Genomic DNA, 18,182 nt, shown 5'->3' on the forward strand with positions numbered 1-18,182 from the left:
TGGGACCTGCCGGGGTGCCCGGGGTGTCAGCGCGGGGTCTGCTCCTGGGGCCAGCCGAGCTTCAGGACTTCGCGGGTCACGTCGAGCAGGGCCGAGTCCTTCTTCGGCGTGTTCTTGTCGTAGTAGGCCGAGTCGCCGATTACCACCAGCCGATCCTGGCGGTCCGAGGCGTAGGCGTCGTCGTCCAGCGCGGGCATGTCCTTGGTGCCGTCCCGGCCGTCGTCGACCAGGTCCCGGATGTTGCCCGTGCCGTCCTTGGTGGTCAGGTCGTTCAGCTGCTGCGCCGTCGCCGCGTCCGGCATCAGGACGGTGACCAGCGAGGTCAGCACGCGGGTGCCGTCGGGCAGCGTGGTGCTGTAGAGCGCCCGCGTGAGGTGCGTGCACTCCTGCTTCTGGAAGAAGCTCTTGATCTTCGCGGTGGAGACGTTCTGGCACCCCTGGAACGCCTCTTCGCGGTGGATCGGCGTGAACTGGTAGCGCGGCAGGTCCAGCGGCGGCGCGGCCTCCTCGCCGCTGTCCGGCTTCAGCATCAGCCAGATCAGGCCGGACAGCACCGAGATCACCAACAACCCGAGCCCTCGCAGCAGCCAGCCCGCAGGCGTGATGCGGCGCGGTTGCGCCACCGGGGCGGCCTGCCGACTCGTCGGCTGGTGCACCTGCGGTTGCGGCGCATCGAGGCGCGGCGGTTCGGGGCGAGACGGTTCGGGGTGGGGAAGGTCCTGACGGGGCGGCGCGACGAACGCAGGCCGGGTGGCCTCTTCCGCTGGCACCGCCGGCGCGTGATCAGGCCTTATCAGCGAATTATCGCGGCGCAGCGGCGTGGTTTCACGCTGCGTGTTGGCTTGTGCTCCCGTCATCTCTTCGGGCATACCTTGTCGGTCCGACACGAGCACCAACGGTAGCGGGCGCGGATTACGAGATGGACACCCCTGATGTTCATCGCAACGCGACCACCGCGCGCTCGACGTCGGCACCTGTGTTGTACAGGTGGAACGACAGCCTGGCCCGGCCCGCCCGCGCCGCGCAGGCGACCCCGGCCGCGGTGAGCTTCGACACGGCGTCGGGCACCTGCACCGAGACGATCGCCGAGCCCGCGGCGGGCAGGTCCAGGGCCGTCCGGAACTCGTCGGCCAGCCCGACGCAGTGCTTGGCCACAGCGGTCATGTCGATCCCAGCCAGCCAGTCCATCGCCGCGGCCGCCCCGACCTGTGCCAACCACGTGGGCGAGAGGTCGAGCGCGCGGGCGTCGTTCGCCAGCCGCAGGGGCAGGCCGTAGGTGGAACTCCACGGGTCCTGGCCTGCGTACCAGTTCGCACTGCTCGGCTGGATCTTGGGCGCATCCGGGTGGACCGCCAGCCAGGCGGCGCCGCGCGGCGACAGCAGCCACTTGTAGGCCGCGCCCACGACCCAGTCGGCCCAATCGAGTTGCAACGGCAGCCAACCGAGTGCTTGCGTGACGTCGAGCAGCACCCGCGTCGAGTTCGCCGCGGCGACCTGCCGCAGGGCGTCGAGATCGGCGATCCGGCCGTCGCTGGACTGCACGACACTGACCGCGACCACGTCGTGATCGGCGGCGTGCTCGGCGATATCGGAGAGCTCGACCTCGGTCACCCGTATTCCCCTGTCCCGCTGCGCGGCGAAGGGGAAGACGACGCTGGTGAACTCGTTCGCGGCGACCAGCACGCGAGCCCCGGCCGGCAAGCTGCTGGCGACCAGGCCGACGTGTTGGGAAACGGTGGCTCCGATCGCCACCCGGTCCGGGGTGGTGCCGATCAGGCGGGCGAACGCGGTCCTCGCGGTGGCCACGGCCGGTTCGAAGTCCTCCGGTCCGTCCAGGCCGCTTCCCCAGCGCATTACCGATTCGGCGACCGCGCGGGCCGCGTCCACGGGCGGGACGCCGATGCTCGCGGTGTTCAGGTAGCCGTCCGGGACGTCAAAGCTCGCACCGAATGCCTCTCGCATGCCCGCATCCTCGCACCGGCTGGGCCGATTCGGTACGGCTGCCTACGGTTGAACCCATGCAAAGCGAGGAAATCGAGGTCCGGACCGGCTCCGTGGAGGTCGTCTACGACCTGGGCGCGGAGTGCGACCGGTTCCTGCGTTCGGCCGGGGCCCGCGACGGGCTGCTCAACGTCTGGGTGCCGCACGCAACCGCCGGGCTGGCGATCATCGAGACCGGCGCGGGCAGCGACGACGACCTGCTCGCTGCGCTGCGGGACCTGCTGCCCGCGGACTACCGCTGGCGGCACCGGCACGGTTCGCCGGGGCACGGCCGGGATCACGTGCTGCCCGCGTTCGTCCCGCCATACGCAACGATCCCGGTGCTCGGCGGCGAGCTCGCACTGGGCACCTGGCAGTCGGTGTGCCTGGTGGACACCAATGTGGACAATCCGGTCCGCCGTGTCCGCCTGAGCTTCCTACCCGGCTGAGCTCACTCATCCCGCGATGAGCCTTTTCATCCTGGCCGATGGCGCAGCCGCGAGGCTTGAAGTCGCACAGAGGCTGGAAGACAACAAATCGGACCTTCGATGCGAACGGGAAACGGCGGAGGATGAGCGGAAACTCGCCAATCCGAACAAAGATCTTGTGCGGGGCGATCCTGCGCGCATCTTTGCGTTCGTGACATTTCGGTGGGATACCAGGCCGCCACCGTGCTCGCCGGTGCCGCCGCGCCGCTGGCGGGTGCGGCGCTGCTGCAGGCGACGCATTCGGCGATGCCGGTGACGATCATGCTGGTTTGCTGCCTCGCGCTGACGGTCGTGGGCATGTCGATCGTCACGGAAACGGCCCGCAGCGACCTCGCGTCCTGACACCTGGCATGGCTCGCCCCGGACGTTCGGCTGGCAGGATGGTGCGGTGACCCGACTCGTGCTGTGGGACATCGACCTGACGCTGATCGACGCCCGGGGCTTCGGCTCCCGCTGGTACCGCCGCGCGCTCGCGGACGTGACCGGCAAGGCGCTGCAACGCATGCCGGACACCGCCGGCCGCACCGAGTTGGCGATCACCACCGACGTGTTGGAGATCCATGGCAGCACCCCCGACGAGCCCACGATCGCGGCCATGTTCGCGGCGCTGACCAGTGCTGTCGCCGAGACGCGCGCCGAGCTGTCGCACCGCGGCAGCGCGCTGTCGGGAGCGGCGCGGGCGCTGACGGCGCTGGCCGCCGAGCCGGGGTTCACCCAGACGCTGGTCACCGGGAACCTCGCGGAAGTCGCCTTCCACAAGCTCGAATCGTTCGACCTGCACCACCACATCGACTTCGAGATCGGCGGTTTCGGGTCCGCCTCGGTGCACCGCCACGACCTGATCGCCGACTCCGTCGCCAAGACCGAAGACCGCCACGGCAAGCCGATCTCCCCCGACTCCGTCGTGGTCATCGGCGACACGCCGCACGATGTCGCGGGAGCGCTGCGCTTCGGCGCCGTCGCGGTCGGCGTGGCCACCGGCACCAGCAGCGAAGATGACCTCCGCGCGGCCGGTGCCCACGCCGTGCTGCCCACCCTCGCCGACACCGACGCGGTGCTCGCCGCGCTGTCGTGAGCTCACCCCGACGCCGCACCGAGCAGCACCGCGGCGACGGCTATCGCGACGCCGCGGCGCATCCCGCCGACATCCGGCACCGCCAATAGCACCGGATGGCGTTCGTCTTCGTCGGCCCGGACTCGGCCCGGGAGCGGTTTTGCCGGGCGCTGATGCGGCCGGCCACCAAGACCCCACAACGGGCACGAACGTGCGCGGGAACTGGCAGAGCGGGGCCGACGGCTGGCCGATCCGAACGCGTTGCGGCGGCTGGGTGGAGCGCGCCAATTAGCCAGCAGGGTCGATCGTCTGAAGTGCGGTAGGGCGGGCTCTTGCCCTTCAAGCGGCGCCAGCCGCTTGACCCGCCCCCGCAACCGGCACCGCCGCGGTTTCCTCAGATGTCACCTGACGAGGACAGACCCGAAGCCGCGTTGGACATGCACAAATCGAGGTCCCCGCAGGTCAGCCGCGGATGACCTCGATGAGGTGCGGCACGGCGTTGTCGGCCTCGACCTCCGCGCGCTCGCCCGAACGCCGGTCGCGGACCTCGACGACGCCCTTGGTCAAGCCCTTGCCGACCACCAGGACCGTCGGCACCCCGAGGAGCTCGGAGTCAGCGAACTTCACGCCCGGCGACACCGTCCGGTCGTCCAGGATCACCTGTACGCCGGCCGCGTCGAGCTCGGCCGCGATGGCCTCGCCGCGCTCCCGGACGCTCTCGTCCTTGCCCGCGATCACCACGTGCACGTCGGCGGGCGCCACCTCGCGCGGCCACACCAGGCCTTGCTCGTCGTGGCTCTGCTCGGCGATCGCGGCGACCAACCGCGAAACCCCGACGCCGTAGGAGCCCATGGTGATCCGCTTCGGCTTGCCGTCCTGGCCGAGCGCGTCCAGCGAGAACGCGTCGGCGTACTTGCGGCCGAGCTGGAAGATGTGGCCGATCTCGATACCGCGCGCGGCGACCAGGGTGCCCTGGCCGTCCGGCGACGGGTCGCCCTCGCGGACCTCGGCGGCCTCGATGGTGCCGTCCGGGGTGAAGTCCCGGCCGCACAGCAGGTCCACCACGTGGTGGTCGACCTTGTCCGCACCGGTGACCCAAGCAGTCCCGGTCACCACGCGCGGGTCGACCAGGTAGCGAACCCCGTTGTCCTGCAGCGCCTTCGGGCCGATGTAGCCCTTGACCAGGAACGTGTTGGCGGTGAAGTCGGCCTCCTCCAGCAGCGCCACCTCGGCGGGCTCCAGCGAGGCCTCCAACCGCTTCATGTCGACCTCGCGGTCCCCGGGCACGCCCACGGCCAGCAACTCCCAATCCTGCGAGCCCGGCTGCCGGCTCTTGACCAGCACGTTCTTCAGCGTGTCAGCCGCGGTGAACTTGCGGTCGGCGTTGGCGTTGAGGAAGTCGACCAAGGTCTCGATGGTCGGCGTGTTCGGGGTGTGGTGGACCTCGGCGGCCGCCTTGCCTTCGATCGGCTCGGCGGGCGGCGCGGGGGTGACCACGGCCTCGACGTTGGCGGCGAAGCCCGACCCGGTGCTGCGAACGAAGGTGTCCTCACCGGTCTCGCTCTCGGCGAGGAACTCCTCGGACGCCGAGCCGCCCATCGCGCCGGAGGTCGCCGCGACGATCACGTAGCGCAGCCCGACCCGGTCGAAGATCCGGATGTAGGCGTCGCGGTGCAGCTGGTAGGAGTTGGCCAGCCCCTCGTCATCGAGGTCGAAGGAGTAGGAGTCCTTCATAACGAACTCGCGGCCGCGCAAAATGCCGGCGCGGGGCCGCTCCTCGTCCCGGTACTTGGTCTGGATCTGGTACAGCATGACCGGGTAGTCCTTGTAGGAGCTGTACTCGCCCTTGACCGTGAGCGCGAACAGTTCCTCGTGCGTCGGGCCGAGGAGGTAGTCGCCGCCCTTGCGGTCCTTCAACCGGAAAAGGTTCGGGCCGTACTCGGTCCAGCGGTTCGTGGCCTCGTAGGGCTCCCTCGGCAGCAGCGCGGGGAAGTGGATCTCCTGCGCTCCGATCGCGTTCATCTCCTGACGCACGATCTCCTCGATCTTGCGCAGCACCCGCAGGCCCAGCGGCAGCCACGAGTAGATGCCCGGCGCGATCCGGCGGACGTAGCCGGCGCGGACGAGCAGCTTGTGGCTCGGCACCTCGGCGTCGGCCGGATCCTCGCGCAGGGTACGCAGGAACAACGTCGACATCCTCGTGATCACGGCTACTAGCTCCTCATCCGGCCTGATTCGTCAACGGCAGGGTAGCGACCCACCCCGGGGTCACCACCAGCGGATTACCCGCGTCACCCGGCGCGTGTCGGGGTCGGCGCATATCTTCCGCACCATGGCATTGAGTATCGGCATGGTGACGATCGACTGCGCATCGCCCCGGAAGCTGGCCGAGTTCTGGACGCAGGCTTTGGACACCTCGGTCGTCTTCGGTGACGAGAAGTTCGTCATGCTCGCCGCGAACAAGGTGGGCGGTGTGGCGCTCGCGCTGCAGCGGGTGCCCGAGCCGCGCGCCGGGAAGAACCGGGCGCACGTGGACCTGGACGCCGCCGACCGGCAGGCCGAGGTGCGTCGCCTCGTCGAGCTGGGGGCGACGGAACTGGGTGAGCACGACGGGCCCGACGGCCTGCAGTGGACCGTGCTTGCGGATCCGGAGGGCAACGAGTTCTGCGTCGCGAGCGGACACTGATCCGGTTGGCCCGTCGTCGAGCCGCCGCACTTGCGGTTACCTCGAAGTAGGTCCGTTTCGCGAAGGGGGTCCGACGTCCGCGCGACAGGCCCCCACCGCCAACAGCCGGTGGGCGGAACTCGGCCGCCGCACCCGACTGCTCGTGCACGGCGCGCTGACCTGGTTCTTCGCCAAGCCCAGCGACCCGATCGCGCGCATGCTGCACTCCCCGTGGCGGTACGACCCGTACCTGCTGTAGCAGGAGATTCGCGAGTAGGGGCCGCTAGTACGCAGTCGGCTCGGTGTACTTGTCGCGACGAGTACACCAGCTCGATGCGCCCGCAGTAGGTCTCCAGGTGGCGCGGCCAGAAGGCGGGCGTGGCGAGCTTCCGCAACCGGAAATGGCGTTTCTTGGTCGAACTTCTTCTACCAGGGACCCCACGTCCCACTCTCCCCGGCCAGCCCTACCCGATCACACACCCATTCCGGCAGGCCGCCCTCCAGACACTTCTTACTGAGATCACCTCAATGGGAATTGCGTGAACCCGGGGGGCACGGGGCTCGTCGGCGTTGGGTTGTGGCCGATTACTCTGGTGGGGTGTTGGTTCTGCTTCCTCCTTCGGAGACCAAGTCTGTCGGCGGGTCGGGCTCGCCACTGGATCTGGACGGCCTGTCGCACGCGGAGTTGACTCCCACGAGGCGGAAGCTGATCGAGGCACTGTCCACTTTGGCCGACGACGTACCTGCCAGCCTGGAGGTGCTCGGGCTGTCGCAGCGGCAGGTCGACGAGGTCCGGCGCAACTCCGAGCTCTGGGATTCGCCCACCGCGCCGGCCTTGGAGCGCTACACCGGGGTGCTCTACGACGCCCTCGACGTGCGTTCGCTGTCGGCGGTGGAACGCAAGCAGGCCGATGCTCGGCTTGCTGTCGCCTCGGCGCTGTTCGGCATCGTGCACGGCACGGACTCGATTCCGGCCTACCGGCTCTCCGGCGGCAGTTCGCTGCCTGGTCTGGGCACGTTGCGCGGCGCGTGGCGGCCGGCGCTGGAGCCGGTGCTGGCCGCGGCCGATGACCTCGTCGTCGACCTGAGGTCCGGCGCTTACGCCGCGTTGGCCAGGGTTGCCAGCGCCGTGGAGGTGCGCGTGCTGTCTGAGGATGCGACGGGCAAGCGCAAGGTCGTCAGCCACCACAACAAGGCGCACAAGGGGAAGTTGGCGCGGGCGCTCGCCAAGTCGCCGGACGTGCCCGCCGAGGTCGAGGACGTCATCGACGTGGCCAACGACGCCGGCCTGCTCGTGGAGCGCGAAGGCACCCGCAAGCTCTGCCTCGTCGTTCAAGCCTGAACGCCTGCCGCTGGGCTCGGCTAGTTAATACAGCGCACCGGCCCGCGAAAAATCAGTTGCTGCGCCGGGCGCTGATCGTCGAGACTTGTCCGCGAGCTGGCACAGCACGAGGAGGGAGGTTCGTGATGGTGGCCGTTGCAACGGCTGTGCGCGGAGTTTTCGCGCGCGATGACACCCGAACTCTTATCCCTCCGCCTCCCGTGCGCTGAAGCAGCGGTGCCCGGCGGAGGTTTCGCCTGAGGAGCACCAGACTTGTCTTCTTAGACGCGTACGACCCGAACCTGTTCCGCACCACGAAGCCGACCAAGAACCGCAACAAGAAGCAGCCGAAAAAGCTCCGGTGCGACAACGAGCCGATGCGACGCGGCCGACTCACCGAGGAAGAACGCGAACGGCTCGCCGTGCTGCGCGACGAGCCCGAGCCACAACAGCTGCCCGACGATGCTGACCGGCGGTCCACATGGGACACCGGGGTCCGCGGCCGCAACCGTCCTGGCTGGTGACCGAGCTGGCCGCGGTCGACCACGAGCGGGAGTCCGGAAGCCCGGCAAGGAAGCCGACGTGCACTTGCTGCGCCGGTCGGTTCCCGGCGGGCGCTCCTGCTTGCTCGCCGCGAAGCGGTACCTGGACATGGACCACCGGATGTTCCACCGCGACGCGGGATACATGGAAGGCCGGCGGATGCGCAAGTCTCGCGAGATGCGGGCGATGCAACAACGCAGTTCGGCCGCGGCATGATCGCGCAGCAGCGGGCGGTGGCGGAGTTCTCCGTGCTGTCGTCGCTGTGGGCGGCCGGTGCGCCGGTGCCCTATCCCGTGCAGCGCGTCGGAACCGCGCTCCTGCTGGAATTCGTGGGCTCCGCCGACGGCACGGCGGCCCCGCGGCTCCCGGCGCTGCACCCGACCACGGACGAGCTCGACGAGCTCTGGTTGCAACTCGTCGACGCGCTCGTGGTATTGGCCGAACAGGGGTTCACCCATGGCGACCTGTCGGCGTACAACGTGCTGGTGCACGACGGCCGGCTGATGTTGATCGACCTGCCGCAGGTGGCCGACCTGGCGGCGAATCCGCTGGGGCTCACCTACCTTCGACGTGACGTGGACAACATCGCCGGCTGGTTCCGCGCCCGCGGCGCCGATGAGCACCGGGCAGACTTGGAGGAACTCGCGGTTCTCTCTACCGCAGCGGGAAAACGGATGTGATCGCGGTCTCAGCGCCGGGTCTGGCCACCGCGCACGCCAGCCACCGGCGACTGTGCACGATCGGCTAGACTCGGCACCGAACCGGCCGGGAGGACCACCGGCCCAACCGCGAGTCAACGGACTCGAAATCCACCTATCGGCGCGAACGCGCCGGGCTCGTCCTTGAGATCGCACGCGGCCCCCCGCGAAGCCTCCCCGTGACGCGCCGTCTTCCGGGAGTTTCTTCGTGTCACCAAGTTCTTTCACCACGCCCGCGCGCTCATCCCGCCGACCCCGCCGACGCCGCCCGCCGGCACAGCAGCCTGCGCCGAAGCGGAGCCTGTTCGACGAGGTCGGCGTCACGGCCGTCGACCCGGCGCCCTTCGACCGGCTCGGGCTGCCCAACCGCCTGGTGCGCGCCCTGGCGGACAACGGGATGGTCGAGGCATTCCCGATCCAGGCGGCGACCATCCCGGACGCGTTGACCGGCCGCGACGTGCTCGGCCGGGGCCAGACCGGGTCCGGCAAGACGCTCGCCTTCGGCCTGCCCCTGCTGGCGATGCAGCGGGGCAACGCCCGCCCGCTGCACCCGCGCGGGCTGGTGCTGGTGCCCACCCGCGAACTGGCCACGCAGGTCACGGACGCGCTCAAGCCGCTGGCCAAGGCGCTCGGGCTCTACGTCCGCGAGGTCGTCGGCGGCACGTCGTTCACCCGGCAGGTCGATACGCTGCGCCGGGGCGTGGACGTCCTCGTCGCGACGCCCGGCCGGCTAGCCGACCACGTGCGCCAAGGCACGTGCGTGCTGTCCGAAGTGGAGCGGACCGCGCTCGACGAGGCCGACCAGATGGCGGACATGGGCTTCCTGCCGCAGGTCCGGGAACTGCTCGACCTGGTCCCCGCCGACGGCCAGCGCCTGCTGTTCTCCGCGACGCTGGACGGCGACGTCGACAAGCTGGTCGAGCGTTACATGACCAACCCGGTGGTGCACTCGCTGGCGCCCTCGGCGGCGAGCGTGGACAGCATGGAGCACCACCAGTTCCTGGTGTCCGCAGCCGAGAAGCAGGCTGTGCTCGCCCGCATCGCGGCCCGCGAGGGGCGCACGATCATGTTCGTGCGCACCAAGCACCATGCTGACCGCCTGGCGAAGAAGTTGCGCGCGGTCGGAATCCGCGCCGGGGCACTGCACGGCGGCAAGGCCCAGAACGCGCGAACCCGCATCCTCGACGAGTTCAAGAGCGGCGAGACCGAAACCCTGGTGGCGACGAACGTCGCGGCGCGAGGCATCCACGTCGACGATGTCAGCCTCGTGGTGCACGTCGAACCCCCGGCCGACCCCAAGGACTACCTGCACCGAGCGGGCCGCACGGCCCGAGCGGGCGCGACCGGCACTGTCGTCACACTGGTCACCGACGACCAGAAGCAGGCCTTCCGAACCATGGCGAACCAAGCCGGCGTGACGGCCACGACCACCGCGGTCAGCCCGGAAGACGCCGAACTGGCGCGCCTTACCGGCGCCCGCGAACCCAACGGCGTCGCCATCGCCACCCCGAAACGCGAAGCACCGCGCAACCGCGGTGCGCAGCACGATGAAGCGCGGCGTAGCCGTGGGGCGAAGCAAGGTGAAGCGTCGCGCGGGCGCGACGCGGGCGCAGCGCAGCGCTCGTCTTACGAGCCCGGCGGACGCCGGGGCGAGCCCCGCGGGCGCGGGCCGCGCCGTGCGGAGCGAGGCGTCAGCGGTCAGAGCCGTCGCGGCGGCGCCGACGGCGGACGCGCAGCGGCCGGAGGCCACAGCGAAGCCGGAGGCCGCGGCAGCGGCGGAGGCGGCCGCAACGCGCACGGCCCGTCGGGCCGGAGCGGGCGGGGAGGCCACAGCGCCCACAGCGCCCGCAACGACCGCGGCGGAATGCGACGCGACCGCACGTAGGCGCCGAGTCCGCAGCGAACCGCGCCGACCTCAAGACATCGGCAGCTTGGGCGCAGTTCCACCAGGGATTGCGCCCAAGCTCCCTTGAAGTGCTCGTCCAGGGGTGGCGTCCACGTAGACCCGGATGAACGTCGATTGCCAGCGCCGCCGCGATGCCGCGACTCTCCCGGGCATCGCGGCATCGGCTTAGTGGTCGAAAGCCCGGCCAAGAGCTCAGTCGCACGCGGGACCAGCCCGCCGTGTCTATTGCGACTATCGGTCCGCTGAGGACCAGTGACTGTCAGTTCTGGACCACCAGAACTGGCGCTTGTGCGGGCCGCCCTCCTGTTTCCGCAGGCGAGATGCCGTGAGTCTTTGGTTGCCATAGAAGCCCAAGAGACTCCCGGGGTGCACCTGCACAACTAACGACCAGGCAGGAGTCGTCGTGCACAGCTCACCGCGTCCCGCTCACCTGGTCACCACTACCCGCCTCCACCCGATCCGAAGAATTCCCTATTTCAGTGCTGCGACCGGGCCGATGACGACCACTGCCGGGGGCTTGATGTTGTTGGCCCGAACTTCTTCGGCGACCGCTGCAAGGGTGGTTCGCAGGGAGCGCTGGGTGCTGGTCGTGCCTTCCTGGACCACCGCCACCGGGGTGTCCGCCGGGCGGCCGTTCTTGATCAGGGTTCCCGCGAAAGCCTCGATGCGTTGCACCGCCATGAGCAGCACGAGGGTGCCGCGCAGCCGCGCCAGCGCCGTCCAGTCCACCAGGCAACGTTCGTCATCGGGCGCGACGTGCCCCGAGACGACCACCACCTCGTGGGCCACTCCCCGATGCGTCACCGGCACGCCGGCGACCGCCGGGGCCGCGAAGGCACTGGTCACACCGGGCACGACCGTGACCGGCACGTCGGCTTCGGCGCACGCCAGCAGTTCCTCGAAACCGCGACCGAAGACGTACGGGTCGCCGCCCTTGAGGCGAACCACGAACTTGCCCGCCCGCGCGTTGTCGATCAACGTGCGGTTGATGACCTCCTGGTTGGCGGCTCGGCCGTAGGGAATCTTGGAGGCGTCGACGACCTCGACGTGCGGCCCCAACTCCTCCAGCAACTCCCGCGGCGCGAGGTGATCAGTGATCACCATGTCCGCCTTGGCCAGAAGGCGGCGCCCGCGCACCGTGATCAGGTCCGGCGCCCCCGGGCCGCCGCCGACCAGCGCCACGCCCGCCTCCTGCGGCTCGGCGTGCTCGTCGACGACTCCGGCCTGCAGCGCCTCCAGCAAAGCGTCGCGTACCGCCGCGCTGCGCCGCGGCTTGCCGCCGGCGAGCATTCCGAGCAGCAGCCCGTCGTGCTCCGCCACTGCGGGCGTCACCGCGCTTCCTTCGGTCGCGCGGTCCGTCCGCACGCAGAACACGCGGCGCCGCTGCGCTTCCGCTCCGACCGCGGCGTTTACCGCGTCGTCGGACGCGGCTGCCACCGCGTACCAGGCCCCGTCGAGGTCGCCGTCGCGGTACCCGCGTCGGCTCCAGGTGATCTCCCCGGCGTCGGCCAGGGCCTCCACCGCCGGGGTCGCCTCCGGGGCGATCACCTCGACCGCTGCTCCGGCGCTGATCAGCCGGGGTAGCCGCCGCTGCGCGACAGTACCCGCGCCGATCACGACGACTCGGCGCCCGGTGAGGTCGAGTCCCGCGAGGTAGTGATTATCGGGTTGTGTGGCCATGTGCGTGTCCGTGTCCGTGACCGTGTCCGGTCGGATCGTCGGGGTGGTGGTGCGGTGTCTGCGGTGCGCCCAGTTTGTCCTCGAATCCCGGCAGCAGCACCCGGTAGGCACAGGTGTCGCAGTTCATCCGGATGTCGCCGTGCAGGGCCTCGTGGTAGCGCTCCACGATGAGGTCCACCAGGGCGTCGCAGTCTCCCAGGTATCCGGCGACGCGGACGTCGATGTCCGACGCGGAGCTGGCGTACTCGCGGGCCTGGTCGACCACGCGCTGCGGAAGCACGCCGTCGAACAGGAAGTACGGGGCAACCACGATCCGCTTCGCCCCGAGCCTGCGAGCTCGTTCCAGCCCACCGGCGACGTCCGGTGGTGCCAGGGAGATGAACGCGGTTTCTACCGTGTCGAAGCCGCAGGTCTCCTGCAAGAGCCGTGAGACCTTGCACACTTCGGCGTTGGCGTCCGGGTCGGTGGAGCCGCGGCCGACGAGCACCACGGCGGTGTCGGGCCAGTCGGCGCGCGGTACCACGGCCTCGATCCGTTCGGCGAGCAGTTCTAGGAGGATCGGGTGCGGTCCGAGCGGGCGGCCGAACACGAACGACGTGCCAGGGTGTCGACGGACTTCGCGTTCCAGCGCGGCCGGGATGTCGCCCTTGCCGTGTCCGGCGGCGACGAGCACGAGCGGCACGGCGGCCATCCGGCGGTGGCCGCGGGCGGTGAGTTCGCTCCAGGCTTCGGTGACCGCAGGGGCGGACAGCTCGATGAACCCGCCTGCGGTGTCGACGCCTGCGGCCGACATCCGGGTGCGCAGGCGGTCGAGGAAGGCGTGGAACTCCGTCACACCACCTTCGTCCACCGTGCCGTGGCCCACGACCAGCAGCGGTTCGGTCACCGATTACCTCCAGGTTCTGCCCAGTAGAGGAGGGCGTTGATCGCGGCGGCGGCGATGGCCGCACCGCCGCGTTCGGTCAAAGTGGTAACGGCCGGTAGGCCGCTACGCCGCAGCGCGGCTTTGGCGTGGACCGCGCCGACGAAGCCGACCGGGACGCCGACGACGAGCGCTGGGTTGAGCCGGCCGGTCTCGGCAAGGCGGATCAGCTCGAACAGCGCGGTCGGGGCGTTTCCGATGGCCCACACCGCGCCGTCGGGGTGTTCTTCGGCGGCCAGCCGGATGCCCGCCGCCGAGCGAGTCAAGCCGGCGGTCGCGGCGAGCTCGGCGACGCCGGAGCGTTCCAGGCCGATTTCGGTCGGGCGCGCGGTGATTCCAGCCGCGACCATGCGCACGTCGGTGATCAGCGGCGCGCCGTCGAGCAGCGCCGCCCGCCCGGTCCGCAGCGCGGTTTCGCCGGCGACGACTTCGCCGGTCCAGCTCGGGTCCGCGGTGGTGTGCACGACGCGCTCGACGACCGCCCTGGTCAACGGCGGGAAGTGGGCGAAATCGGCCCTGGCCCGCATGATCCGGTAGGACTCTGTCTCTATCGGGTGCACGGTGCGGTCGGCTGGAGTGCCGCCGCTGCTTTCCCCGGCTGTTGCGAAACCGCCGCTCATTCGACTTCCGGTTCCTTCCGAGATGTGAGGCGCCACCACAGCGCCGCCCCGCCCCAGACCGCCAGGAACAGCCCGAGCGTGATGTAGCCGAGCAGTTCGAACTGGTCGCTCACGGCCGCGATCCCGTCCAGGAACAACAGCCCGTGCTCCGCCAGCAGTCCACAGAGGACGATGAAGGCGATCACGACGGCCAGCACGACGGTCAGGGCCGTGGTGGTCACGTTCACCCACAGCCGCCGCAGGGGCCGCGCCAGCGACCAAGTGTAGGCGCGGGACATCAGCATCCCGTCCACGCTGTCTACTGTGCACATGCCGGCGGCGAACAGCAGCGGCAGGCTCAGCACCGCGATGGCGGACAGGTGCTCGGTCGGCGACACCATGGCCAGCACCGTGATCTCGGTGGCCGTCTGCATGCCGAGCCCGAACAGCAGCCCGATGCCGAACAGGTGCCAGGAGCGGCCGACGCCGCGCATCCGCCCGCGCAGCAGCCGGGCGAGCAGGCCGCGCCGCCCCAATACCAGTTCGACCTCGGTCTCCTCGACCGCGCCGCGGCGGGCGCGGCTCAGCAACCGCAGCGCATCGCGCAGCACCAGCGCATTGAGCACGGCCAACGTGCTCAGCACGGCGATCACGATCAGGTCCACGACGGTGGCGACCTGCACCCCGGCTTGTTCGGCCCACTTCTGCGCAGCGGGTCCGGCGATGAAGGCGATCGCGACGGCGAGGAACAGCACGACGCTGGCGTGCCCGAGCGCGAACCACATGCCGGTCGACACCGGTCGGCGGCCGCGCTGCATCAGCAGCCTCGTCGCGTCGTCGATCACCGCGACGTGATCCGCGTCGAACCCGTGGCGCAGGCCGAGCAGGTACGCCGTAGTCCCGGCGGCGGCCAGCCCACCGACCGCGCTGAACGATTCCTGCTGCAGCAGGTAGGCGCTCCAGCCCGCTAGGTGGAGCGTCCCGACGGCGACCAGCACGACCGCTGCTTTCCGGCGCTCGGTGGCGCCCCAACCGGCCTGCGGCCGACTCGCTTCGGCATCCCAAGACATGGGATCTCCGACCTCCAGGGTTTCCCGCCCGAGGGGCTCGGTGTCCGCGCGTCGCGGCGCGACGCGGGGCCGACGCGCAGTCTCCTGACTCCCGGATCGACGTGGTTCCCCTGCCTTCCAGCTGCTGGCAGCCGTGGCAACGAGTGGGGCCCACTCCCCGGTCACAGTGGCGGGACCGTCCCGGATTCGCACCGGGTTCCTGCACTGTCGGCGGCCGTATCTTTCCCTGCCCACGACACGAGGTCAAACCCCCTGATGACGATCCCGGCGATGATCCGCTGCGGGCGGTGGCGCGCGGACCGGGTGCCTGGGGCGGCGATCCCGCGCGAAATCGCCGCACGACTTTCCCAGAAGTGCCGCAGGGCGGGACGGATCCAGAACCCCGCCAGCGCCGCCCGCCTGCGGTGCAAACCGATTCGCGGAGGCCCTCGGCTGCGCCGTTTGTTTGACGACACAGCCTGATTGGGTACGTCCGACTTACCAATCTGCGCGGCCGATCGCCGGCGCCCGTAGTGCGTGCGGTCCGCTCTTTCGCGGTTGCGGTCGGCCAGCGCATGCTTGGACTACGGCGACCTCGATGGCCTGCGGGTACGCGGGCCGACGGGGACAGGAGGCGACCATGAACGAGACCCACACCATCACGTTGAACCTGCAGGTCGTGGAGGCGGGCGCGAAGACCACCGCCGACGTCGGTTTCACCACACCGGGCGGTCAGGCGCTGCACGGCCACGGCACTGCGCGACGCCACCCGGACGACCCGGAGGTACCGCAGATCGGCGACGAGATCGCGATCGCCCGCGCGCTGTTCGAGCTGGCGCACAAGTTGCTGGACAACGCGGCCAACGACATCGGCGAGCGCCTGCACCGCCGCGTGCACCTGCCCGCCTGACGCACAGGTGAAGGGCATCTTCGGCGGTCTGAACTGCTCCCCGAAGGTGCCCTTCACCTAGAACTGCAGCCCGATGAGCTGTGCTGTTCGTGTTATCCCAGGTCATTGCGGCTCTTTGAGCCTTCCCCAAAATATCACTGCATGACCTTGTGGTGCCTTTGGTATTGCCTGGTCACGGCCTTGCTGGACCTGCGCTGCTACCTGGCTGCTACGCCCAAGATCCACAGGTTGCGGCGGCTGCTACGCGCAAGTTCGAGGGCTAGTCCCGCTCGGCTCCATCCGGCCAGATGACGGTAACCGGGAGGTCACGCTCACGAGCAGCATCCACAACATCAGCCGTACCCCCGTAGCCACGAGCGAGCTTGCCGTCCCACACTGCGACGAGGCGATCTGCCAGCTCGATCATCTTGACGCTGGCCGCCATGTGGGACTCGGAGGTCGAGTCGGGGAAGTCGAGCCGAATGATCTTCGAGGCCTGACTGAACAGTTCGTCGTAGTCGGCGTGGTGCTCTTCGGGGAGCTTCTCACGGTAGTTGACTGCTGGAACGATGATGATCAGCGACCCGCCTTGATCGAGGACAGCACGGGCGAAGAGGGCATCCGCTCCATCAGCGATGCAACTCAGCCCGGTCAGGGATTCGCCGTACTTCGCTAGCTCGGCGCGAAGCGCATGGTCCACCAGCGTGGTGGTCTGCTGCGGCAACCCGCGGTGTCCCGTCACAGCAAGTCGCGTCACAGTGACTCCTTCAGTCGTAGAGGTCGATCAACATCCGGTCGAGCAGGTTGGCGTCGCCGCACTTCGTGGTCATCCCGGAATTAGACCCTCGCCGCCTAGACTCTTGATTAACGAGTCCAACTCCCGGGGACCACTTCAGCGAGACGACACGCTTCGTCCTCTTGCCGCATAGACACCATGAGACTGGCGTGCTCGACCTTCGCAAGCGCCAACGGCTTGGGCGCAGTGATCGTGGGAATCGAGGCTGCATAGGCCGCACGGGAACCCGCGTGATCGCCCAGGGCCGCAAGCGCGGTCGACTGGTATCGAGCTGCTTTGGCAGAGGTGAACGCGAACAGCCACGGCCACTGGGCATCGCTGGCCTGGCGGTCGGTGTTGCGCTGAGCTGTTCGGAGCGCGTCAAACGTCTGCGCTCGATCTCCCATCGCTCCGAACGCGACAGCGCGCAAGGAGGCCAACCATGCGCGTGCGGCAGCCGGAGTGCGATTGTCGTGGTACTTCGCAGCCCGATCGAGCAGATGCAACCCCTGGCGGGGATCACCCATCTCCACTGCGTAGTGGCCCAAGCTGGCTGTCATGCAGGAAACCAGCAGCGAATTTCGAGACGATTCCGCGTAGCGAATGCTCTCCTTGTAACGAGCGCGAGCCGTCGCTGAGTCTCCTCGATCTGCCGCAAGCCATGCTGCGAGCCCAGCGATCTCGCTCAGTGTTGCAAAGCCCTTGCCGTTCCGAACCTTCTCGTGCACCACTTGCTTGGCCAGTCGTAGATGCCCTTCGGCGGCCGGAGCGAGGTACTGAGACGAGACGCTGGATTCCATGCGCCGGTAGTCCTGAGTCGGACCTGCGACTGCCGACACGAGATCATCCTGGCCACCTTCCAGCGCCGGAGCGACTGGCGTTGCGCGTGCCAGCGCAGCGCTCGCTCCGAGCCCAAGGGTGGTTCGTAGAAACGTTTTGCGGTCCACGTCTTCCGTGTTACACCCGCCGCTTCCCTTCCTAAACCCAAGCTCGGCGTCGGTTGCAACTTCAAGGACAGCACGAAGCGCTGCGCGGTAGCGCGCAGCTGGCCACCTGATTACGCCCCGCTCCCACGGTTCATCACCATCGCGGTCACGTGCGCCTGCTGGTACCCGGCGTCGAGGTCGTTGTACTGCGCGACGTGGTCCAGGTTGGCGTCCAGCTCGGGCTTACCGCCGAGCCGGAACCCCTGCAGGTCGATGCGCTCTTCCAGTGCGTCGACCACAAGACGGGGCCAGTTGATCACTACCTGGCGGACTCGCTCGTCCAGCGTCTCCACCAGCTCCGGGTGCATGTAGGACAGCCGCTGACGACCTTCGTAGTACGCCAGAAGCCCATGCAGCTCCGGCAGTTCGGCGTTGTGCTGCAGAACCAACCGGGTCAGCCACTGCTGCTCGACCTGCGTGGGAGCGTCACCGATCGCCACCAGACCACCCCCGTCCGTTCGGTGCGAAGGGGCGGATGCAGAAGTCACGGCGATCTGCCGCAGGGTGCGGCACTACCCGCCAAGGAGAATGCGTGCGGACCACCCCGCCGAATCCAGGCCGTACGTCTTGCAAGACTGTTAGGTCACTGCCGCGCTGGCTACTTGCTCAGTCACTCATCGTCTTCGG

Annotated in this window: 17 protein-coding genes, 1 pseudogene and 1 riboswitch; of the genes and pseudogenes, 8 read left to right on the forward strand and 10 right to left on the reverse strand. The window is 69.2% G+C overall.

Annotated elements, in window-relative coordinates; genetic code table 11:
* Nucleotides 1-26: 26 nt before the first annotated feature.
* A complete protein-coding gene (locus ACWDKQ_RS13960; RefSeq protein WP_450139130.1) occupies nt 27-857 on the reverse strand; it encodes a hypothetical protein in 831 nt (276 codons plus the stop codon).
* Nucleotides 858-936: 79 nt separating this feature from the next.
* Nucleotides 937-1,962, reverse strand: coding sequence for an aminotransferase class V-fold PLP-dependent enzyme (locus ACWDKQ_RS13965; RefSeq protein ID WP_450139131.1), 1,026 nt, complete (start codon nt 1,960-1,962; stop codon nt 937-939).
* A gap of 56 nt (nt 1,963-2,018) precedes the next feature.
* On the opposite strand from ACWDKQ_RS13965, the gene ACWDKQ_RS13970 reads away from it, so the two are divergent.
* The 3 genes from ACWDKQ_RS13970 to ACWDKQ_RS13980 all read left to right on the forward strand — a co-directional run bounded on the left by ACWDKQ_RS13970 (nt 2,019) and on the right by ACWDKQ_RS13980 (nt 3,543).
* Complete coding sequence (locus tag ACWDKQ_RS13970; RefSeq protein ID WP_450139132.1) at nt 2,019-2,429, forward strand: YjbQ family protein; 411 nt, start codon at nt 2,019-2,021, stop codon at nt 2,427-2,429.
* A 201-nt stretch (nt 2,430-2,630) separates the two neighbouring features.
* Complete coding sequence (locus ACWDKQ_RS13975; protein WP_450139133.1) at nt 2,631-2,810, forward strand: hypothetical protein; 180 nt, start codon at nt 2,631-2,633, stop codon at nt 2,808-2,810.
* A 46-nt stretch (nt 2,811-2,856) separates the two neighbouring features.
* The gene (locus ACWDKQ_RS13980; protein ID WP_450139134.1) at nt 2,857-3,543 is read left to right on the forward strand and encodes an HAD family hydrolase; all 687 of its coding nucleotides are present in this window, start codon (nt 2,857-2,859) and stop codon (nt 3,541-3,543) included.
* Between the two features lie 441 nt (nt 3,544-3,984).
* Here the strand turns inward: ACWDKQ_RS13980 and ACWDKQ_RS13985 are convergent, their stop codons facing one another.
* A complete protein-coding gene (locus tag ACWDKQ_RS13985) occupies nt 3,985-5,730 on the reverse strand; it encodes a proline--tRNA ligase (RefSeq protein ID WP_450139135.1) in 1,746 nt (581 codons plus the stop codon).
* 124 nt (nt 5,731-5,854) lie between these two features.
* Here ACWDKQ_RS13985 and ACWDKQ_RS13990 point away from each other — a divergent pair, with 124 nt between their 5' ends.
* The 4 genes and pseudogenes from ACWDKQ_RS13990 to ACWDKQ_RS14005 all read left to right on the forward strand — a co-directional run bounded on the left by ACWDKQ_RS13990 (nt 5,855) and on the right by ACWDKQ_RS14005 (nt 10,634).
* A complete protein-coding gene (locus ACWDKQ_RS13990) occupies nt 5,855-6,208 on the forward strand; it encodes a VOC family protein (protein ID WP_450139136.1) in 354 nt (117 codons plus the stop codon).
* A 577-nt stretch (nt 6,209-6,785) separates the two neighbouring features.
* Nucleotides 6,786-7,529 (forward strand): peroxide stress protein YaaA, encoded by a 744-nt coding sequence (gene yaaA / locus ACWDKQ_RS13995; protein WP_450139167.1) that lies wholly within the window; start codon nt 6,786-6,788, stop codon nt 7,527-7,529.
* Nucleotides 7,530-7,885: 356 nt separating this feature from the next.
* A pseudogene (locus ACWDKQ_RS14000) lies at nt 7,886-8,731 on the forward strand (RIO1 family regulatory kinase/ATPase domain-containing protein).
* 226 nt (nt 8,732-8,957) lie between these two features.
* Complete coding sequence (locus tag ACWDKQ_RS14005; protein ID WP_450139137.1) at nt 8,958-10,634, forward strand: DEAD/DEAH box helicase; 1,677 nt, start codon at nt 8,958-8,960, stop codon at nt 10,632-10,634.
* Nucleotides 10,635-11,126: 492 nt separating this feature from the next.
* Here the strand turns inward: ACWDKQ_RS14005 and cobA are convergent, their stop codons facing one another.
* From cobA to ACWDKQ_RS14025, 4 genes are read right to left on the reverse strand one after another with little or no spacing between them, the layout of a single operon-like run.
* Nucleotides 11,127-12,335 (reverse strand): uroporphyrinogen-III C-methyltransferase, encoded by a 1,209-nt coding sequence (cobA, locus tag ACWDKQ_RS14010; protein ID WP_450139138.1) that lies wholly within the window; start codon nt 12,333-12,335, stop codon nt 11,127-11,129.
* Complete coding sequence (locus ACWDKQ_RS14015) at nt 12,316-13,221, reverse strand: sirohydrochlorin chelatase (protein ID WP_450139139.1); 906 nt, start codon at nt 13,219-13,221, stop codon at nt 12,316-12,318. Before ACWDKQ_RS14015 ends, cobA begins: the two co-directional genes overlap by 20 nt.
* Entirely contained in the window at nt 13,218-13,877 is a 660-nt protein-coding gene (locus ACWDKQ_RS14020; protein ID WP_450139140.1) for a precorrin-8X methylmutase, read from the reverse strand. Before ACWDKQ_RS14020 ends, ACWDKQ_RS14015 begins: the two co-directional genes overlap by 4 nt.
* Nucleotides 13,874-14,926, reverse strand: coding sequence for a HoxN/HupN/NixA family nickel/cobalt transporter (locus tag ACWDKQ_RS14025; protein WP_450139141.1), 1,053 nt, complete (start codon nt 14,924-14,926; stop codon nt 13,874-13,876). The genes ACWDKQ_RS14020 and ACWDKQ_RS14025 overlap by 4 nt, the downstream gene beginning before the upstream one ends.
* A 77-nt stretch (nt 14,927-15,003) precedes the next feature.
* Nucleotides 15,004-15,128, reverse strand: a riboswitch (cobalamin riboswitch).
* A 417-nt stretch (nt 15,129-15,545) separates the two neighbouring features.
* On the opposite strand from ACWDKQ_RS14025, the gene ACWDKQ_RS14030 reads away from it, so the two are divergent.
* Nucleotides 15,546-15,815 (forward strand): DUF1876 domain-containing protein, encoded by a 270-nt coding sequence (locus tag ACWDKQ_RS14030; RefSeq protein WP_093262932.1) that lies wholly within the window; start codon nt 15,546-15,548, stop codon nt 15,813-15,815.
* A gap of 259 nt (nt 15,816-16,074) precedes the next feature.
* Here the strand turns inward: ACWDKQ_RS14030 and ACWDKQ_RS14035 are convergent, their stop codons facing one another.
* The 3 genes from ACWDKQ_RS14035 to ACWDKQ_RS14045 form a co-directional block, all read right to left on the reverse strand.
* Nucleotides 16,075-16,551 (reverse strand): hypothetical protein, encoded by a 477-nt coding sequence (locus ACWDKQ_RS14035; protein WP_450139142.1) that lies wholly within the window; start codon nt 16,549-16,551, stop codon nt 16,075-16,077.
* Nucleotides 16,552-16,658: 107 nt separating this feature from the next.
* The gene (locus ACWDKQ_RS14040) at nt 16,659-17,408 is read right to left on the reverse strand and encodes a hypothetical protein (protein ID WP_450139143.1); all 750 of its coding nucleotides are present in this window, start codon (nt 17,406-17,408) and stop codon (nt 16,659-16,661) included.
* A 218-nt stretch (nt 17,409-17,626) separates the two neighbouring features.
* Nucleotides 17,627-17,995 (reverse strand): hypothetical protein, encoded by a 369-nt coding sequence (locus tag ACWDKQ_RS14045; RefSeq protein ID WP_450139144.1) that lies wholly within the window; start codon nt 17,993-17,995, stop codon nt 17,627-17,629.
* Nucleotides 17,996-18,182: the final 187 nt, after the last annotated feature.

It is taken from the genome of Saccharopolyspora sp. NPDC000995 (assembly GCF_053599315.1).

What these genes read in the sequence shown, in the direction of transcription:
- ACWDKQ_RS13960 (WP_450139130.1), bottom strand. Translation starts at nt 857, where the DNA reads ATGACGGGAGCACAAGCCAACACGCAGCGTGAAACCACGCCGCTGCGC.
- ACWDKQ_RS13965 (WP_450139131.1), bottom strand. Translation starts at nt 1,962, where the DNA reads ATGCGAGAGGCATTCGGTGCGAGCTTTGACGTCCCGGACGGCTACCTG.
- ACWDKQ_RS13970 (WP_450139132.1), top strand. Translation starts at nt 2,019, where the DNA reads ATGCAAAGCGAGGAAATCGAGGTCCGGACCGGCTCCGTGGAGGTCGTC.
- ACWDKQ_RS13990 (WP_450139136.1), top strand. Translation starts at nt 5,855, where the DNA reads ATGGCATTGAGTATCGGCATGGTGACGATCGACTGCGCATCGCCCCGG.
- cobA (WP_450139138.1), bottom strand. Translation starts at nt 12,335, where the DNA reads ATGGCCACACAACCCGATAATCACTACCTCGCGGGACTCGACCTCACC.
- ACWDKQ_RS14020 (WP_450139140.1), bottom strand. Translation starts at nt 13,877, where the DNA reads ATGAGCGGCGGTTTCGCAACAGCCGGGGAAAGCAGCGGCGGCACTCCA.
- ACWDKQ_RS14025 (WP_450139141.1), bottom strand. Translation starts at nt 14,926, where the DNA reads ATGTCTTGGGATGCCGAAGCGAGTCGGCCGCAGGCCGGTTGGGGCGCC.
- ACWDKQ_RS14030 (WP_093262932.1), top strand. Translation starts at nt 15,546, where the DNA reads ATGAACGAGACCCACACCATCACGTTGAACCTGCAGGTCGTGGAGGCG.